The organism is Xanthomarina spongicola, assembly GCF_003148645.1.
Taxonomy (GTDB): domain Bacteria; phylum Bacteroidota; class Bacteroidia; order Flavobacteriales; family Flavobacteriaceae; genus Xanthomarina; species Xanthomarina spongicola.
In genome coordinates, this window is record NZ_QGGP01000002.1 from 448,098 (window position 1) to 466,343 (window position 18,246).

The window sequence follows — 18,246 nt, forward strand, 5'->3', positions numbered from 1 at the left end:
GATTAATATGTGTTGTATCCATAGGATCATTGTATTTGGATAGCCTAAAATTTGGACGCTCACTACCCAGCCACATCAACTTGCAGATTTAAATAATTGATGTGTTAAGCAATAATTTAAACTCCTGTTTTACCAAAATTTTATGAGGTCGTTCATTTATTATTTCAAGTTTTTCTTCTTTCAACACTTATAGATTGTATAAATTAAAATCTGAATATGATGGTGGAAACAATTAGAATTATAAAAATATTAACATTTTTATAAACGGTTACGTTCAATAAATAATTTACATTTGCTTACTAAACGTTAACGTCTAATAAGATGCCTAAAATAGTTGCACAAAAAAAAGATTGGTTAAAGCTTGGCTATAAATTGTTTTCTGAAAAAGGAATTTCTGGCATAGTGGTTGAAAATATGGCTAAAAACCTAAACTGTAATAAATCCAGTTTTTATTGGCATTTTAAGACCAAAAAGGAATTTATAAGGCAGATGGTTAACTATTGGGTAGAAAACAAAACGAAAAAAATCATTGAAATCACAAGTGCCGAAGATAATGCGTCCCAAAAATTAAATACACTCATAGAGATAACCTATAGCAAGATGCCGTATTTAGACTTTGTTTTTTACCTAAAAAGATACGCTGTTAAGGACAAAATGATTTCAAAAATCATTGACGATGTTGATAATCAAAGAATTGAGTATGTAAAAGAATTGTTGAAAGAAAATGGCTATAAGGACAAAGAGGCAAAGATTAAAGCATCGTTGCTCTACAAGCATTTAATCGGTTTTTATGAAATGACGCGCTATAAAGAACTGGATAGTAAATATATGACAGAAGTAAAAAAAGAGATTGAACAAATTATTGACATATAAAATAAAAAACCATGACAATTATTGCACAGTATTTATGGCTTATAGGCGCTTTAATTTTTTTTATTTTAGGAGGCATTCATTTAACCTATACATTCTTTACCAATATGTTTTCTTCAAGAAACCAAAATGTTATTGTAGAAATGAAGTCATCTTACCCAATATTAACTAAACGCACTACCATATGGAAAGCATGGATTGGCTTTAATGCAAGTCATAGTATGGGAGTGCTGTTTTTTGGCATTATAAATCTATATATAGCCTTCAAGTATTTTGATGTTTTACAATCAGACCATTTCTTTTTCCTTTTAAATATATTAATAGCTGGATTTTATGTTTGGCTTGGAAAGAAATATTGGTTTAATGTACCTTTTATTGGAGCATTTATTACTCTAATATGTTACTTATTATCCTATAGCATCATATTTACAGCATAAAGAAATACATCATTACTATTATTAAAAACTAGAAACCTATGAAATACCTTAAAACTCTTTCATTAACTATTTTTATAATCCTTAATAGCTCATGTACAGAAGCTAAAACAAAAAAGGAAACCAACAAAACAACACAAACTGAAAGTAAGACTACAAAGCATTCAGATTTTATCCAACAAAAAATAACAGACAATTTATACATCCTAAAAAATCCAAATTATAACACCAATGTTGGCGTTTATATTGGCGAGAAGGAGATTCTTTTAGTTGACCCAATGACAGGAAACAACAATCAAGAACAATTGTTGAACGCCATAAAACAACTGTCTGAAAAACCTGTTACATATGTCATCAACACCCATCATCATATGGATCATAGTGGTGCAAATACGTTTTTTAAGGATTTAGGAGCAACCATTATTTCACAGGAAAATACTAAATATACAAATGCAACTTACGATGTTACTTTTAAAGACACTTATACATTGAACTTGGGTAATGAAACAATAGAACTTTACCATACTGTTGCACATACTTTTGATGACGTTTTGGTGCACTTTAAAAGCAATAATGTTGTATTCATGGGAGATACCTATATGACCAATTCCTTTCCACATTTTTATTATGGTGGTGGCAGTAAAGGGCATTTAAGTATCATTGACAAAGCATTGGCTCTTGGAGATGCAACTACTGCTATAGTACCAGCTCACGGAAATTTGAACATCACCAAAAATGAACTTACTACTTATAGAGAAAGCTCGGTAAAATGGATGAGCAGAATCAAACAACTTCACAGTGAAGGGAAAAATTCTGATGCCATTGCTGATGATGCACAAATACAACAATTGAGTATGGTTTTTAATGATGGTAAGGATGTGTCTAAACAAAACATCCAACGTACCATAGACAAAACAATAGCTGTTGATTTTGTTGATACCATTGAGCTTAACGCTAATGCCTTAAAAAATTATGAAGGTATTTATCAATATGAAAATGGTCAAGTTGATGAAATTATTCTTCAAAACGGCACATTGATTTTACGAAGTGAAGGCAATTACATGTATGAAATTGTCCCGATTTTAGAAACCAAATTCCATATAAAAGGACAATTTCCAAATAAGTATTTAACCTTTGATGCCACCAATACACAATTTGTTTTCTTTAATGGAAAAGAACGTTTAACAGCAAAAAGAAAGTAACAAGCATCAAAACTTACCGTCGTAACATTATTACATCTTCAAAAAACGCATAATCAATCATCAAGCATGAAAAATAAAGTCAACATCGTACTAGAGATTATTAGTGTATTAGCCATAATGCTTGCAATTAAATCGATTGCAGATTATTTTGAAATCAATGGTGCTGGTTCTATAGCAATATGGTCTGCCATTTTTATAGCCACTATTTTTATGAGGAGAAGAAAAACCACTTGGAGAGATTTGGGGTTGGTTTTACCAAAAGGGAAACGAGAGTGGCTTACTAGTATCGGATTAGCTTTCTTAACAGTGATTATTGTATTCCTCCTAATGGGACTTATTTTAGACCCAATTCTTACTCACTTCGGATTGGAAAAACCGTCAGATGTTGCCGATAGGTTTCAGTTTTTTCTTGGAAACCCCATACTCTTCATCACTTACCTTGTAACAGTTGTTTGGATTGGTGCTGCTTTAGGAGAGGAATTATTAATGCGAGGGTTTCTACTCAATCGCCTTACTGATGTATTTGGTAAAAATAAAATTGGTTGGATAGCAGCTATGGTAATTCACGCCATAATATTTGGTATGTTGCATATCTACCAAGGAATCGCAGGAATCATTACAACTACATTTATAGCGCTTATTTTTGGTAGTATTTATTTAATTGCAAAAAGAAGGTTTTTCCCAGTTATATTGGCTCATTTAATTATTAATACCATTAGTTTAACAGCTTTTTATATTACTGGTGGCGTTGTGAACTAAGGAATCCACAAAAACATTAGATAAATGAACATCTACTTTTTCATAGCTGGAATTTTATGCTTTCTATTAGGAATTGCTCACTCAATCCTTGGTGAATACTTGATTTTTAAAAACATAAGAAATAAAGAAAAATTAGTTCCTACAAAAGAAACCATAGAATTAAAGGAAAGGCATGTGCGCATCCTTTGGGCAACCTGGCATCTGGCTACAGTTTTTGGTTGGTGTCTTGGAGCCATATTGATAAAAATTTCAATTTTAGAAGAATCACAGTTAATTGACTTTATAGTTAATACAATTGGCTTAACTATGTTTTTATCATCGTTATTGGTTCTCATTGGAACTAAAGGAAAACATCCAGGGTGGCTTGTACTTTTAGCCATAGGAATAGTATTGATAATTGGAACTTAAAACAGTTTAAAATGACCACAAAGAAACTACATTACTTCTCTGGAATTATCCTATCCATTTTTGTTGGCTTTCACTTATTCAATCATTTGTATAGCCTATTTGGTCCAAACGCTCATATTGAATTGATGGAGAAATTAAGAATTGTTTATAGAAATGTATTTGCCGAAACCATTTTGCTTTTGTCTGTTGCAGTTCAAATAATTACTGGGGTAAAACTGTTCTCAAAAAAACGTGGAACTGCTTCAGGTTTTTTTGAAAAACTGCATATTTGGTCAGGGCTTTATTTGGCGTTTTTTTTAGTAATCCACGTTAGTGCAATATTGTCAGGTAGGCTTATTTTAAATTTAGACACCAACTTTTATTTTGGAGTTGCTGGTCTCAACATATTTCCTTTGAGTTTGTTTTTTATTCCTTATTATGGTTTAGCTATCTTCTCGTTTTTTGGGCATGTTGCTGCTGTACATTTTAAAATAATGAAGCTTCGTATATTTGGAATGTTACCTAACAAACAAGCGTATTTCATTCTAATCATTGGAATTTTTGTAGCTATAGCTATACTTTATGGGCTAACAAATGGATTTAATGGCGTAGAAATTCCAAAAGAATATAATTTGTTTACTTAAATGTATAAGATATATTATTAGTCATTCCACACACATTATTCATGCGCACTTATTTTATTTTAAAGAATTAGAGAATCTCACAAGTTCGATTTTCACTTCCCTCCTATGGTTCGACATGCTCTACACAAACTCTTTGTATAACAAGACCCTGAAACAGGTTCAGGTTGACAAGTGTTAGAAACCTTGTGGTTGTCTTTCTCTTTAAGATGATATATCTTATCTGCTATTCGCTATATTTGCTATTTTAAAATTTGAACCCTTATTTATGTCTCACATCCGGTCTTTTTATGTTGCTTTTATTTTTATGTTTTTACACCAAATGATGAGTTTTTCACAAAACGACAAGCTAAGCATTACGGGTCTTGTTTTAGACACCCAAAGCAATGCACCTATTGAATATGCTACTATTGCCATAGTTGATTCTCAAACAAAAGAAGCTATTACAGGGACTATTACTGCTCAAGATGGGCGATTTTCATTACAAACGGATGCCACCCATTTTTATATAGACATTAGTTTTATTGGTTATAGCACCAAAAGCATTCGTACTTTTAACACGGTTAACAACAGTATTGATTTAAAAACGATTCTATTGGAACCCCAATTAGAAGGTCTGGATGAAGTGTTGATTCAAGCTGAAACTTCTCAAACAGTTTTTAAATTGGATAAGCGCATTTTTAATGTAGGTAAAGATTTAAGCGCCTCTGGTGCCAGTGCTCTAGAAGTATTAAATAATGTGCCTTCAGTTAGTGTTAATATTGAAGGTGCTATTAGTTTGCGTGGGAATGAAGGTGTACAAATACTTGTTAATGGGAAACCTTCGGTTTTAGCTGGTGATGATGGTAGTGCGCTAGGTATTATAACAGCTGATATGATTGAAAGTATTGAGGTTATTACCAACCCTTCTGCTAAATATGATGCTCAAGGTACTTCGGGTATTATAAATATTATTCTTAAGAAATCTGAAAAACGAGGCTTAAATGGTTCTGCCACCTTAAATGTTGGTGTTCCTAATAGTAATAGCTTTGGTTTAAGTGTTAATAAACGTACTGAGAAATTCAACCTTTTTAGTCAGTTAGGATTTGGAATACGGACCTACCCTACTGAATTTGAATCTATAAATGCCGATTTAATAGATGATATTACCATTACAAACATTGGTGACAGTGAGTTTGATGAAAAGTTTGGGAATATTCTTATTGGTGCCGATTATTATATCAATGATAGAAATGTGATTACCTTGTCTGGTTCTTATGCCTATGAAGTTGAAGATCAAACGGCTTTTTCAGAATTCTACCAAACGGATGCTACCAATGCCATTACTGACCAATGGAATAGAAATGAAAATACGGAAGCTACCAACCCAAAAATACGTTACGAGCTACAATACAAAAGCGATTTTAAGCGTCACGAAGATCAAACGTTATTGTTTAGCGCTATGGGAAACTATTTCCGTAAAGACCAGACCTCCGAATTTAATAATACAACCATCTTTGGGGATATGGATAGCTTTAGACAGGAATCTCGAACCGATTATAAGTTAGAGGATTACATTTTTAAATTAGATTATACCCATCCTTTTTTAGAATATTACACTTTAGAGATAGGATCGCAATACACCCTTAACAAGGTGTCTAATGATTATGCTGTGTCTAATTTTACAGGAGGTGTTTGGGTTGAAGATCCTTTTTTAACCAATATTTTTGATTTAAATCAGAATGTGTTTGCTGCTTATACTACAGCTGCTTATGAAGCTAACAAATGGGGTTTTAAATTAGGGTTGCGTTTAGAGAACACCGTTATTAATACCTTATTGGAAACTACCAACGAAACTGATAATCAGAATTACACTAATCTATTTCCAAGTGCATACGCTTCTTATAACGTATCTGATGATTTTTCGTTGCAACTGGGATATTCAAGTCGTATAAACAGACCCAGTTTAAGGCAGTTAAATCCTTTTTCTAATATTAGGAATAATTATAGTATCTCTGAAGGGAATCCTGAATTACAACCAGAATATACCAATTCTTATGAGCTAACTGGCATTCAGAAATTTGACAAGCTCTCTTTTAGTATGAGTTTGTATCATTGGTACACCACAGATGTTATAGAATACATTACCGTTTCTGAAAACAATGTAAGCATCTCCAGACCTGAAAATGTAGGTACTAACAACACTACAGGTTTTGAGGCTAATGGGAAGTATCGTCCGTTAGATTGGTTGACAATTAATGGGGATTTTAACTTTAATTATTTTGATAGAAATGGTTATTTTGAATTACAGTCGTTTGATTTTACAGGCAATAGATGGTCGACTACCCTAACTGCAAAAGTTAAACTCCCAGCTGATTTTGATTTTGAAATCTCTGAAAACTATAATTCCAAATACAAAACCTTACAGCAGGAGGTTTCTGCTATAAATTTTGTAGATCTAGGAGTTAGAAAAAAAATAGTAAAAGGACGTATTATCCTAAATTTAAGTATTCGCGATGTCTTTGCGACTCGTGTGGATGAAACGGTAACCTCTGAACCAGATTTTTATTTATATAACAGTCGCCAACGTGGTCGTTTTGTTAATTTTGGAATTAGCTATGGTTTTGGTAAAGGTGAAGCCATGCAATTTTCTGGACAGCGCAGGTAGATTATTCAATTATTTTTCCTTGAGAATTAGTAAGCAAATCATTAAAATGTTCTAGATTATCTTGTTGTATTGCATTTACATATTAGTTTAAGAGTTGTCACGACTGGGTTATTACTATTTAATGTTCACAAATCCTTTGCTTTACGTAAGATTTTTACAACACGGTTATATGTTATTTGAAGCAAATTCCATTGGTAGCCTGTAAAATCTGTGGTATTCATAAACTGTATAACCACTGCATCAATGTCTTTATGATATTCTGCCATACATTGGTAACCAGGAATAAGACCTCCATGTTCATAAACGTAAGAGTATAGTTCCTGTTCCCCTTCATTAAACACTGTGCCATCGTTTAATGCCCTTAAGAATATACCAACATCTTGTGCTGAAGCTATCATTGAACCATAACCATTCATGCCATAATCATTGGTCTTTAAATCCTCATCAATTCCTACATAATATCCACTCATTAATTCATCAATATTTTTAACTTCACTAAGCGAGCTAAACGTATTGTTGAGTTCAAGAGGTATCAAAATTTCGTCCTTGATATATATGCTAAATTTATACCCTAAAACCTTATCAATAATTTTTTCAAGCAATAAATAATTCGTGTTGCAGTATTCATATTTTTTATCAGGTTTAAAGTTAGCTGGTAAGTCAAGTACTAATTCAAGTTTTTCGTTTTGGGTTTTAGGTGGGTTATTCCAATAACCAGGATGGTCAGTAAAATTAGGAATGCCACTCCTATGTTGTAACAGCATTCTCAAGGTGATTTTATCTGCATATTCAATTCTTTCTGCAAGCTCAGGCAAATAATCGCCTAGGGTTTTATCTAAAGACAATCTATTGTCTTTAACTAATTTAGTTGTAGCCACAGCTAAATATAATTTAGTAATACTACCAATTTTAAATAAGGCATCAGGCTTGGCTGGTATCTTGTTCTCGCGGTTGTGATAACCTGCTGTATAGAAAGCTGGTGGTTTGCCAGCTTGATCTACATAAACAATTACACCATCAAAACCATAACTCAATGTTTGGTCTACTTGTTCTTGTACTGTTTTAGGTAAAGGTCTAATCCATGCCTTTACTAATATCCAAGGCACAAACCATAACGATACAATGGTTCCAACTAATAAGGCTATACGTAACATAAGTTTGGTTTTACTGATTTTGCTGTTCATACTATGATTATTAGACTACAAATATATTTCAGATTGCAATAAAAATAAATTATGAATTACCCAACTGTTAAATAGTATGGATGAAATGATTTAGATCTTTAAAACTCTTTATAGACCAATTAGTATAAGGTCTTTTTTAAGTGGTGCTCATTGATTTCTTGAGAAATTTAATAGCAACTAGTATTAAGATTAAAATTAAAGAAATAAAGAATACACTAGTAGAAACGCTTTTTATAATTGAAAACATGTTGGTAGTACTAACTGTAGTTTCAGTAATATCTGGATAACTGTTTAGCATTACGATAATTCCTATGTTTTCGAAATAATCTGCAATTCCTGCAATAATTGGCAAAACACATAGATACATAAACGGTGCATTAAGTTTGTTTATTTTCTTTAGGAAATATGCCATCACTAAACAATAGGTAATCCCAAAGAGTAATGGATATATCATATCTACAGGTATTTGATTGGTTAGATATGTTTCACGTCCATTGTGCTTGAATAATAACAATACTGAATAAAATAAAGAGTAAAGAAAACAGAGATTTCATAAGTAGTTTAAATTGGTTGGGCTAATATACAATACTAACCTTAAATCGCAATTAATAACCCTTAATACAAAGTTGAACCAGCCTGCTAATAAGTTAACTTATGAAATAAGGCTGGTAAATAAATCGGCATTATCATTCAAGTATTGATAATTAAATGTTCTTTGTTTTAATCGGGTTTCTATTTTTTTGAAATCATTTGGGTTTTTCAACTCAATCCCTACAACAGCAGGACCACTTTCACGGTTATTTTTTTTAGAAAACTGAAAATAAGTAATATCATCATCTGGACCTAAAATAGCATTCACAAACTCCTTTAATGAGCCTGGTCTCTGTGGAAATTGCACGAGGAAATAATGCTTCAAGCCTTCGTACAACAGCGAGCGTTCTTTTATTTCTTCGGTACGGGTAATATCGTTATTACTGCCACTAACAATACACACCACGTGTTTTCCTTGGATCTGTTTCTTATATAAATCGAGAGCAGCAATTGTTAATGCTCCTGCAGGTTCCACCACGATAGCTTCTTCATTATACATACGCAAAATGGTGGTGCATATTTTTCCTTCTGGAACAAGCACTATATCTTCCAGGTTATCCTTACAGATCTCAAATGTTTTTTCACCCACACGTTTTACAGCTGCACCATCAACAAACCTGTCTATATGTTCCAGAGTTGTATTGATGCCTTTTTCGATAGAGTTTGTCATGGAAGGTGCACCAGCTGGCTCCACACCAATTATTTTGGTATTGGGACTTAATTGTTTAAATACCGTAATAAGGCCAGCTGCTAAACCTCCTCCACCAATAGGGATAAATAGATAATCAATGGGTGTTCTGGCATCTTCTAATAATTCTAAAGCTATTGTCCCTTGTCCTGCAATTACTTTGTCATCATCAAAGGGATGAATAAAGATTCCTCCCATATCCTTACATAAACGCTTTGCTTCGTGAAAGGATTCATCAAACGTATCTCCTTTCAAAACCACTTCTACTTTATCTTTCCCAAAGAGTTTGACCTGTTTTGTTTTTTGAGGTGGTGTAGTAACAGGCATAAATATCGTTGCCTTGATATTTAATTTATTGCAGGCATATGCCACACCTTGTGCATGATTTCCAGCACTGGCACAAACCACCCCTTTTGATTTTTCTTCATCGGTAAGCGACACAATTTTGTTGTAGGCTCCTCTTAATTTGTAAGAGCGTACAGGTTGTAAATCTTCTCGTTTCAACCAAACTTGAGCGAGAAATTCCTCACTCAAGTTTTCGTTTTTCATTAAGGGTGTATGTGTTGCCACGTCTTTAATACGCTCTCTGGCTTCATATACTTTTTCTAATAATGCCATTATTTCTTCGGTCTTAATTTTCGTACTTCTAAGCCTGTTTGCCACAATTCACTGTGTTTCATCAGATTTAGCTCTTCTTCTAATTTTGCTCGGTAATCTGGTTTGTTATTGGCTTCAATAACTATTTCTGCTTCCTTGCCAGATAGCACACTGTCATACAATTCATTCAAAACAGGTTCTGTAGCTTCACGAAATTTCCCTTTCCAATCCAGGGCACCACGTTGCGCTGTGGTCGAGCAATTGGCAAACATCCAGTCCATCCCATTTTCTGCTACAAGTGGCATCAAACTTTGAGTCAATTCTTCAACGGTTTCATTAAAGGCTTCACTTGGTGTATGCCCACGTTGACGAAGCACATTATATTGCGCTTCAAAAACGCCTGCAATGGCACCCATTAAGATGCCACGTTCTCCAGTAAGATCGCTATAGACTTCCTTTTGAAATGTGGTTTCGAACAAATACCCTGAACCAATAGCAATCCCTAAGGCTAATACGCGTTCCTCTGCTTTTCCAGTTGCGTTTTGAAACACAGCATAACTTGAATTAAGCCCTTGGCCTTTTAAGTACATACTTCTAAGTGAGGTTCCAGAACCTTTGGGTGCCACTAATACCACATCGATATCCTTGGGAGGTACAATCCCAGTTTTTTCATGAAAAGTCACCCCAAAACCGTGTGAGAAATAAAGAGCTTTTCCCTTGGTTAAATGGTTTTTCATGCCATCCCAAGCTTGTATTTGTCCAGCATCTGAAAGTAAATTCAAAACCACAGTCGCTTTTTTACAAGCGTCTTCCAGTTCAAAAAGGGTTTTACCTTCTTCCCAGCCATCAGCCAAAGCTTTTTTCCAACTGCCTGTTCCTTTACGTTGACCTACAATCACATTGATCCCATTATCTCTTAGGTTCAACGCCTGTCCTGGACCTTGAACCCCATAACCGATAACGGCTACCGTTTCATTCTTTAATACCTCTTGTGCTTTTTGTACTGGAAATTCCTCGCGTGTTACCACGTTTTCAAGAACGCCTCCAAAATTTATTGTTGCCATAATTATTGTGTTTTTTAATTTGTTATTAATCTGTTATTTAATTCTTCTAGTTCTTCTAAATAGGTGCTAAACTCCTTCATGGGTTTGGTAACTGCTACGCGTCCGGAGCGTGCAAATTCCAGCACACCAAAGGGTTGTAGTTTTTCAAAGAGCCATTGGGTTTCTACTACATGTCCTGTTTTCTCAATGACCATAAATTCAGGGTCCACTGTAAGGATTCTTGCATGATGTTCCCGAATCACCTTTTCAACATCCCCATTGGTTAATGTCCCTGTTTTAATCTTGTACAAGGCAATTTCTTGATGTACCACTTCAGATTCTTCGTGTGCAAAGGCTTTAAATACATCGATGAGTTTTTCAAGTTGACCAATCACTTTATCTACTTGCTCTCTAGTTGTTCTTAAAACAATGGTATATCGAAACACCCCTTTTACTTCCGATTCGGAGGCTGTGATGCTATCAATATTCAAATGTCTTCGGGTAAAGATGATGGTTACACGATTCATCATCCCAATGCTGTTTTCGGTAAAGACCGATACGGTATATGTTTTTTTCATAATCTAATTAGTTTAAACGGACTTCTGATACTGAGGCTCCTGTGGTCATCATAGGAAACACATTTTCTTCCTTGGCAACCATTACTTCTAATAAATAAGAGCCTGTATGATTTAACATGGTTAATAATGCATCTTTTAAATCTGCTCGTGCTTCAATTTTCTTGGCTTCAATACTATAAGCTCTAGAAAGTGCTACAAAATCAGGACTTACCATATTCGTAAAGGAATAGCGTTTCTCAAAAAATAGTTGTTGCCATTGGCGTACCATGCCAAGAAACCGATTGTTTAAAATGATGATTTTAACATCCACATCACTTTGTAAAATCGTACCCAGTTCTTGTAGTGTCATTTGAAACCCTCCATCTCCAATAATGGCTACTACAGGTTTATCTGGAGCTCCAAACTTAGCTCCTATAGCTGCTGGAAGCGCAAAGCCCATAGTCCCTAAACCTCCAGATGTCACATTGCTTTTTGTTTTGTTGTATTCATAATAGCGTGCCGTCATCATTTGATGCTGTCCCACGTCTGTGACAACAATAGCCTCTCCCTTTGTTAGATCTGATAGCATTTTAATCACTTCATCCATTTTCAATTCTTCAGACTGTAAGTCTCTGGCACTTTCCTTTAAGGTGTCCACTTCAACTTTTTTAGCATCTTTAAACTCTTGCAGCCAGTCCGTATGTTGCTTTTCTTGAACCAATTCAGTCAATAATGTCAATGCTTCCTTGGCATCGCCATGTACTGCAACTTCCGTTTTAATTATTTTATTCAATTCGGAAGCATCTATGTCCACATGAACCACTTTGGCTTGCTTGGCATACCTAGACACATCTCCAGTAACTCTATCGTCGAAACGCATCCCGATAGCAATAAGCACATCGCATTCATTGGTTTTTACATTTGGAGCATAATCTCCATGCATGCCTAAAAAGCCAACATATTGCGAATGATGATGTGGAAAAGCTCCTAATCCTAATAATGTAGATGCTACAGGAATTCCTGACTTCTCAACAAAGGCTAGCAATTCGGATTCTGCATTCGATAACATAATGCCTTGCCCAATTAATAAATAAGGTTTTTTGGCTTGATTAATTAAAGTAGCTGCTTCTTCCACAACTAGTCTTCTCAACTTGGGTTTCGGATGATAACTTCGAATAGATGTACAGGATTCATATTTAAAATCCATTTCCCCAAATTGGGCATCCTTGGTTATATCAATCAATACAGGACCAGGCCGACCAGATTGTGCGATATAAAAAGCCTTAGCAATGGCAGCAGGAATCTCTTCGGCTTTGGTTACCTGACAATTCCATTTGGTAATTGGCATCGATATCCCAACCACATCTGTTTCCTGAAAAGCATCAGTCCCTAAAAGATGGGAAGCCACTTGTCCAGTAATACAAACCAAAGGGGTAGAATCTATTAAAGCATCGGCTAAACCGGTTATTAAATTGGTAGCTCCAGGACCTGAAGTGGCAAACACCACACCTGTTTTATTGGAGGTTCTGGCATAACCTTGAGCTGCATGAATAGCACCTTGCTCGTGACGCACTAGAATATGATTTACCATATGCTCATAATCATATAAAGCATCATAAATAGGCATGATAGCGCCTCCGGGATACCCAAATATCGTATCCACTTGTTCGGCTACTAACGATTTCATGACGGCTTGTGCGCCTGTTACTTTTGTTGTTTTCATTTCTTGTTCTTTTAAATTATTGATCGGTAACACAGCCCGTGGACGCACTTGACACACATTTGGCATATTTATATAAAACTCCTTTGCTTGCATTAAGCTGGGGTTGTTGCCATTCAGCTTGTCGCTTGGCTAATTCCTGGTCGCTGACTTTTAATGTTATGCTATTGTTTTTTGTATCGATGGTGATGGTATCTCCATCTTTTACCAGAGCGATGGTTCCACCTACAAAAGCTTCAGGTGTAATATGTCCTACCACAAAACCGTGTGTGCCTCCTGAAAATCGGCCATCGGTTATTAAGGCAACACTTTTCCCTAATCCTGCTCCCATAATGGCAGAGGTAGGCTTTAACATTTCAGGCATTCCGGGTCCACCTTTTGGTCCACAATAGCGAATCACAACAACATTCCCCGATCTGACTTCGCCATTTTTTACACCAGCAATAACTGCATACTCATCGTCATACACTTTAGCTGTGCCTTCAAAATAGCTACCTTCATTACCACTAATTTTTGCTACAGAGCCTTCAGAAGCTAAGTTTCCATAGAGGATTTGCAAATGCCCAGTGGCCTTTAAAGGTGTTTCTAAATCAAAAAATACCTCTTGTCCAACTGTCAAACTGGGTACATTCATTAAGTTTTCTGCAACTGTTTTCCCTGTAACCGTTAAGCAATCTCCATGTAACAGCTTGTTTTCTAACAGGTATTTCATAACCCCTGGAACACCTCCCACAGCATGTAAATCTTCCATTAAGTATTTACCACTGGGTTTTAAATCGGCTAGCACTGGAACTTTGTCACTAATCTTCTGAAAATCTTCCAGGCTCAATGTCAAGTCCACTGAATGTGCCATAGCAATTAAATGCATCACTGCATTGGTAGAACCTCCAAGAACTGTCACCATAGTCATCGCATTTTCAAAAGCCTTTTTGGTCATAATATCCTTGGGTTTAATGTCTTTCTCCAGCAAAACCCTGATGGCTTTCCCAGCATCTAGACATTCCAAATGCTTTTCTTTACTTAAAGCTGGATTAGACGAACTGTATGGCAGGCTCATCCCCAAAGCTTCAATGGCAGAAGCCATAGTATTTGCTGTGTACATGCCACCACAGGCGCCAGCACCAGGACAGGCATTTTTAATGACACCCTTAAAATCTTCAGGGCTTATGGTATGGTTGAATTTCTTCCCCAAAGCTTCAAAAGCAGAAACAATGTTTAAGGACTCCCCTTTCCATTTGCCAGAATGAATACTTCCTCCATAAATCATGATAGCTGGTCGGTTTAGTCTGCCCATAGCCATTACAGAACCTGGCATATTTTTATCGCAACCCACTACAGCCAAAACGGCATCGTACCATTGAGCGCTCACCACAGTTTCAATAGAATCTGCAATAACATCTCTGGAAACCAACGAAAAACGCATCCCATCAGTACCGTTAGAAATACCATCACTCACACCAATAGTGTTGAATATCAGCCCGACAAGATCTTCTTGTAGAACCACTACTTTAACTTCTTTCGCCAAATCGTTCAAGTGCATATTACAGGTATTCCCTTCATATCCTGTACTTACAATACCTACCTGGGCTTTTTGCATATCCTCTTCTGTTAACCCAATACCATAAAGCATGGCTTGAGAGGCAGGCTGAGAGGCATCCTGCGTAATGGTTTTACTGTATCTGTTTAGTGTATTCATAATGCTGTTGTTGTTCTTAATGTTTTTTCTGATTGCCTCACAAATTCCGAATAGGCATCCTGTAATTTTTTCCCTAGTGTATCGGTCCATGCTTTAGGGAAAACGGTATCATCTACAGATGCAATTCCAATCACTTCGGCTGCTGTACCACAATAAAAAGCACTATCTGCCAATGCCAATACCTCAGGCTTATAAAGTCCTTGTTGCACTTCAACACCTAGTTTTTCGGCCAATTCTAAGACTGTTGCACGTGTAATTCCCGGGAGAATGTTCCCTAATTGTGGTGTAAACAAAACGCCATCTTTTTCAAAAAACAGATTCGCGCCTGGACCTTCGGCCAGGTACCCATCACTATCTAAAAGCAAAGCTTCATCATAGCCATTGTCTTTAGCTTCATTCGTGGCAAGAATAGAATTCACATAATGCCCACAGACTTTGGCTTCTATTTTTATGGAACGTGGATGTGGCCTGCAATACGAAGAGACATTTAAACGTAAGTGTTTATCACCCAGATAAGCACCCCATTCCCAGGCGCAAATCATAATGGAAACCTCTTTTGGTCTAGTAAGAGCCATATTTGGGTCGCAGAAAACCAACGGACGCACATAGGCATCAGATAAGTTGTTTTTTTCTAAGAGCATATTAGTGGCATCCACTAACGTCTGTACAGAATAATCTAATGGAATGTTAACGAGCTCGCAGGATCTTTTCAATCGCTCATAATGTTCCTTAATTTTAAAAACTCGCGTGCCATTTTTGGTAGCATAGGCTCGAATACCTTCAAATACACCATAACCATAGTGCATAGTCTGACTGTACAAATCTGTTGTAGCTTCACTAGCTTTTACAAACTTTTTGTCGAGATAGATAAGTGTGTTGTTGTTGTAATACATCTTGTTTGATTTAATTGTTATTTCATTGAATAAAAAAGCCTTTCTCAATGGATTGAGAAAGGCTTATAAATTTGGACAATACCAGCCTGACTCACCCGGAAGGGCAAATAATAATGCTGATAATAATTATGTTAGTATGTGTTGTCATGTTTCAATAATGTTAAAAAAAAAGCCTTTCTCAAATAAATGAGAAAGGCTTAAAATTGGATTATACCAGCCTGACTCACTCCGTAAAGCAAATAATAATGCTGATAATAATAATGTTTGTTGTCATATCTTTTGTACCAATAAAAAAAGCCTCCTGATGTCTCGGGAGGCTTTTTAAATATCTGTTAATATTTTATACCACTCCCTCTGCCGATGTAATAATAACATCTGCAATAATAATTGAAGGAATAATAGTAAATGATTTCATTGTTTTTCTAAATGTGCTGCAAACCTAGAAAAAAAATTTGAAAGTCCAAACATTTTAATTAAAAAGGAGATAATTCTTTTTATTAGGGCAGAAAATTATACAAAATCAGCTTTAAAAACGTGGCTGATATGGAGTAACCCGTGAGTTACTCTGGGTAAACTCTTATGGAAATCTTTATTTATAACAGCTCTGTTTCCACTTCCTTAAAGGAAAAGGCATACTAATTCATTACTTACTCTGATGCTTTTAAATAGTTGTCTAGAGGTACCAAGATGTTATTGGTTTCCATCATTTCGTCTGAAAGGGTTTGAGCTTCGGTAACCATAGCAGCAGTTAAGCCACTAGTAGTTGAAATATTATTTCTTGCTTGATTTTCAGGAGATGCATCCATAGCAGCAGAAACCAGGAGAAGTGCCATACCTGCAACCTTGTTTTCTTTCACACCTTGACCACGTATATACAACATGCCTAGATTACCAACAGCTAGACCATCACCTTGAACGGAAGCCTTTCTATACCACGCATTCGCTTTTTCGAAATCAACCGTAGTACCTAGTCCATTTTCATAGCAAACGCCAAGATTAAATTGGGCAGCTGAATTTCCCTGCTTGGCAGATTGGTTATACCAATAAACTGCTTCCTTTGCATTTTTACTAATTCCAAGACCCTGTTCATACATGAGTCCCACATTGTATTGAGCAAACATATGCCCTTCTTTAGCTCCAGCCAGAAATTCATTATATGCCAATGGCATGTTGTTTTCATTTGCAGCCTTTAGCCCAGATTCAAAATAAGCTATTCCTTTAGCAACATTAGTGGTTTCTTCTTGAGCTGGACTAGCAACTTCTTCTTGAGCTGTACTGGAGGCTTCACCTTTACAAGATATTATGACATGCAGACATACACTAAGTAAAAGAATTCGACATGTGAATGGTACTATTTTCAATAATGTCATTTTTTGTTTATTTTTTTGAGATTTTACGTTTTAGCAAGTAACTAGGGCTAAATCGACTTTTTATTAGGTAAACAAAAATAGTATTTTATAGCAGAATAAAATTGTAAGTGGTATTCTTATTTTAAAAGTAATTCTAAACAGATGTGTATCTACTTTTTAATTACTTAGATTATTTTAAACCCGTTGTTGTGCTTTCGTTATTTTTTTTTGTCTTTTAGCTCTAATTCAATTGCATGAATAAGTTCAGTTATCATTTTCTCTATGTCTTTATATGTTATGATTATATAATTTCTCAAATCACAATTTAATTTAATAACTGACTTAAATTCATTATTCCGTGAGAGCTCTTCAAAATTAATTGGTTGATATAAATTTTCAGAAGTCAATCTTAAGTTCTTATTAATTTGAGGTATAATTTGTTCATATTGAAATTTCTCATCTCTTACTTGTTCTATATACCTTATGTATTCATATCGTGTAGAATATAAATTTGTGATTTTTATTCGTAGACTGTCATTTTTTATAATATTGATTCCAAGGGATTCTAAATTTTTGTAGGCTGAAGTATTTTTAACAAAGACAGTATTTCCTTTTATTAATGTATAGTAAAAATTTAAAGAATCGTGATAAACACCATTGTTTAAACTCTTAATTACAATACGGTTGGCTTTTAACAGTCTTTCATTTTTATTAATATCCCACTTTAAACCTTCTAAATCCGATTCTAAATTCGATTTCATTTCAATTAGAAGAGTTGTTTCCTTATTTGAAAGATTATTTGCATTATTCCAATTGTTTATTCCTAAAGCAATCAGAATTCCAATAACCACAAGAATTATTTCACCAATAGCATATTTAAGATACCTGCCTGTCCGGTAGGCAGGCTTTCCAGTTTTATTTTCCATCAGTAAATTTTGTCTAATTTTTCTAAAGAACTTTATCATTGGTTAGTGGTTTCTGATAATGA

General features: G+C 35.1%; 17 protein-coding genes. 7 read left to right on the forward strand and 10 right to left on the reverse strand.

Translation table 11 applies throughout. The features are described from left to right. Window positions 1-321: 321 nt before the first annotated feature. The 7 genes from LX78_RS05980 (at window position 322) to LX78_RS06010 (ending at window position 6,940) form a co-directional block, all read left to right on the forward strand. Window positions 322-873, forward strand: a complete 552-nt coding sequence (locus tag LX78_RS05980; RefSeq protein ID WP_109309484.1) for a TetR/AcrR family transcriptional regulator — start codon at window positions 322-324, stop codon at window positions 871-873. A gap of 11 nt (window positions 874-884) precedes the next feature. Further along, window positions 885-1,307: an LIC_13387 family protein gene (locus LX78_RS05985; RefSeq protein ID WP_109681734.1), complete on the forward strand. Its 423-nt coding sequence runs from the start codon at window positions 885-887 to the stop codon at window positions 1,305-1,307. A 38-nt stretch (window positions 1,308-1,345) separates the two neighbouring features. After that, window positions 1,346-2,506: an MBL fold metallo-hydrolase gene (locus LX78_RS05990; protein WP_109681735.1), complete on the forward strand. Its 1,161-nt coding sequence runs from the start codon at window positions 1,346-1,348 to the stop codon at window positions 2,504-2,506. A 66-nt stretch (window positions 2,507-2,572) separates the two neighbouring features. After that, window positions 2,573-3,265, forward strand: a complete 693-nt coding sequence (locus LX78_RS05995; protein WP_109309481.1) for a CPBP family intramembrane glutamic endopeptidase — start codon at window positions 2,573-2,575, stop codon at window positions 3,263-3,265. A gap of 24 nt (window positions 3,266-3,289) precedes the next feature. Then, a complete protein-coding gene (locus tag LX78_RS06000) occupies window positions 3,290-3,673 on the forward strand; it encodes a hypothetical protein (RefSeq protein WP_109681736.1) in 384 nt (127 codons plus the stop codon). Window positions 3,674-3,684: 11 nt separating this feature from the next. Further along, entirely contained in the window at window positions 3,685-4,296 is a 612-nt protein-coding gene (locus LX78_RS06005; RefSeq protein WP_109681737.1) for a hypothetical protein, read from the forward strand. 265 nt (window positions 4,297-4,561) lie between these two features. Next, window positions 4,562-6,940: a TonB-dependent receptor domain-containing protein gene (locus LX78_RS06010; protein ID WP_109681738.1), complete on the forward strand. Its 2,379-nt coding sequence runs from the start codon at window positions 4,562-4,564 to the stop codon at window positions 6,938-6,940. A 125-nt stretch (window positions 6,941-7,065) separates the two neighbouring features. Here LX78_RS06010 and LX78_RS06015 read toward each other — a convergent pair whose 3' ends face one another. The 10 genes from LX78_RS06015 to LX78_RS06065 form a co-directional block, all read right to left on the reverse strand. Beyond that, window positions 7,066-8,124 carry a serine hydrolase domain-containing protein gene (locus tag LX78_RS06015; RefSeq protein WP_109681739.1) on the reverse strand — a complete coding sequence of 353 codons (1,059 nt, stop codon included), beginning with the start codon at window positions 8,122-8,124 and terminating at the stop codon, window positions 7,066-7,068. Between the two features lie 136 nt (window positions 8,125-8,260). Further along, window positions 8,261-8,578 carry a hypothetical protein gene (locus LX78_RS06020; RefSeq protein ID WP_185117701.1) on the reverse strand — a complete coding sequence of 106 codons (318 nt, stop codon included), beginning with the start codon at window positions 8,576-8,578 and terminating at the stop codon, window positions 8,261-8,263. Window positions 8,579-8,776: 198 nt separating this feature from the next. Continuing rightward, window positions 8,777-10,021, reverse strand: coding sequence for a threonine ammonia-lyase IlvA (ilvA, locus tag LX78_RS06025; RefSeq protein WP_109681740.1), 1,245 nt, complete (start codon window positions 10,019-10,021; stop codon window positions 8,777-8,779). Next, window positions 10,021-11,064, reverse strand: coding sequence for a ketol-acid reductoisomerase (ilvC, locus tag LX78_RS06030; RefSeq protein ID WP_109681741.1), 1,044 nt, complete (start codon window positions 11,062-11,064; stop codon window positions 10,021-10,023). Before ilvC ends, ilvA begins: the two co-directional genes overlap by 1 nt. 14 nt (window positions 11,065-11,078) lie before the next feature. Continuing rightward, complete coding sequence (ilvN, locus tag LX78_RS06035) at window positions 11,079-11,621, reverse strand: acetolactate synthase small subunit (protein WP_109681742.1); 543 nt, start codon at window positions 11,619-11,621, stop codon at window positions 11,079-11,081. A gap of 7 nt (window positions 11,622-11,628) precedes the next feature. Continuing rightward, the gene (ilvB, locus tag LX78_RS06040; RefSeq protein ID WP_109681743.1) at window positions 11,629-13,323 is read right to left on the reverse strand and encodes a biosynthetic-type acetolactate synthase large subunit; all 1,695 of its coding nucleotides are present in this window, start codon (window positions 13,321-13,323) and stop codon (window positions 11,629-11,631) included. Between the two features lie 16 nt (window positions 13,324-13,339). Continuing rightward, window positions 13,340-15,016 carry a dihydroxy-acid dehydratase gene (gene ilvD / locus LX78_RS06045; RefSeq protein ID WP_109681744.1) on the reverse strand — a complete coding sequence of 559 codons (1,677 nt, stop codon included), beginning with the start codon at window positions 15,014-15,016 and terminating at the stop codon, window positions 13,340-13,342. Next, the gene (locus LX78_RS06050) at window positions 15,013-15,909 is read right to left on the reverse strand and encodes a branched-chain amino acid transaminase (RefSeq protein ID WP_109681745.1); all 897 of its coding nucleotides are present in this window, start codon (window positions 15,907-15,909) and stop codon (window positions 15,013-15,015) included. Before LX78_RS06050 ends, ilvD begins: the two co-directional genes overlap by 4 nt. A gap of 647 nt (window positions 15,910-16,556) precedes the next feature. Next, window positions 16,557-17,279, reverse strand: a complete 723-nt coding sequence (locus LX78_RS06060) for a tetratricopeptide repeat protein (RefSeq protein ID WP_109681747.1) — start codon at window positions 17,277-17,279, stop codon at window positions 16,557-16,559. A 197-nt stretch (window positions 17,280-17,476) separates the two neighbouring features. After that, window positions 17,477-18,184 carry a DUF6090 family protein gene (locus tag LX78_RS06065; RefSeq protein ID WP_170109805.1) on the reverse strand — a complete coding sequence of 236 codons (708 nt, stop codon included), beginning with the start codon at window positions 18,182-18,184 and terminating at the stop codon, window positions 17,477-17,479. Window positions 18,185-18,246 lie beyond the last annotated feature (62 nt).

Coding starts and splice junctions, on each gene's coding strand:
- ilvA (WP_109681740.1), bottom strand. CDS start 10,021: ATGGCATTATTAGAAAAAGTATATGAAGCCAGAGAGCGTATTAAAGAC.
- LX78_RS06050 (WP_109681745.1), bottom strand. CDS start 15,909: ATGTATTACAACAACAACACACTTATCTATCTCGACAAAAAGTTTGTA.
- LX78_RS06065 (WP_170109805.1), bottom strand. CDS start 18,184: ATGGAAAATAAAACTGGAAAGCCTGCCTACCGGACAGGCAGGTATCTT.
- LX78_RS06015 (WP_109681739.1), bottom strand. CDS start 8,124: ATGAACAGCAAAATCAGTAAAACCAAACTTATGTTACGTATAGCCTTA.
- LX78_RS05990 (WP_109681735.1), top strand. CDS start 1,346: ATGAAATACCTTAAAACTCTTTCATTAACTATTTTTATAATCCTTAAT.
- LX78_RS06060 (WP_109681747.1), bottom strand. CDS start 17,279: ATGACATTATTGAAAATAGTACCATTCACATGTCGAATTCTTTTACTT.
- LX78_RS05980 (WP_109309484.1), top strand. CDS start 322: ATGCCTAAAATAGTTGCACAAAAAAAAGATTGGTTAAAGCTTGGCTAT.
- ilvN (WP_109681742.1), bottom strand. CDS start 11,621: ATGAAAAAAACATATACCGTATCGGTCTTTACCGAAAACAGCATTGGG.
- LX78_RS06000 (WP_109681736.1), top strand. CDS start 3,290: ATGAACATCTACTTTTTCATAGCTGGAATTTTATGCTTTCTATTAGGA.
- ilvB (WP_109681743.1), bottom strand. CDS start 13,323: ATGAAAACAACAAAAGTAACAGGCGCACAAGCCGTCATGAAATCGTTA.
- ilvD (WP_109681744.1), bottom strand. CDS start 15,016: ATGAATACACTAAACAGATACAGTAAAACCATTACGCAGGATGCCTCT.
- ilvC (WP_109681741.1), bottom strand. CDS start 11,064: ATGGCAACAATAAATTTTGGAGGCGTTCTTGAAAACGTGGTAACACGC.
- LX78_RS05985 (WP_109681734.1), top strand. CDS start 885: ATGACAATTATTGCACAGTATTTATGGCTTATAGGCGCTTTAATTTTT.
- LX78_RS06010 (WP_109681738.1), top strand. CDS start 4,562: ATGTCTCACATCCGGTCTTTTTATGTTGCTTTTATTTTTATGTTTTTA.
- LX78_RS06020 (WP_185117701.1), bottom strand. CDS start 8,578: ATGATATATCCATTACTCTTTGGGATTACCTATTGTTTAGTGATGGCA.
- LX78_RS06005 (WP_109681737.1), top strand. CDS start 3,685: ATGACCACAAAGAAACTACATTACTTCTCTGGAATTATCCTATCCATT.
- LX78_RS05995 (WP_109309481.1), top strand. CDS start 2,573: ATGAAAAATAAAGTCAACATCGTACTAGAGATTATTAGTGTATTAGCC.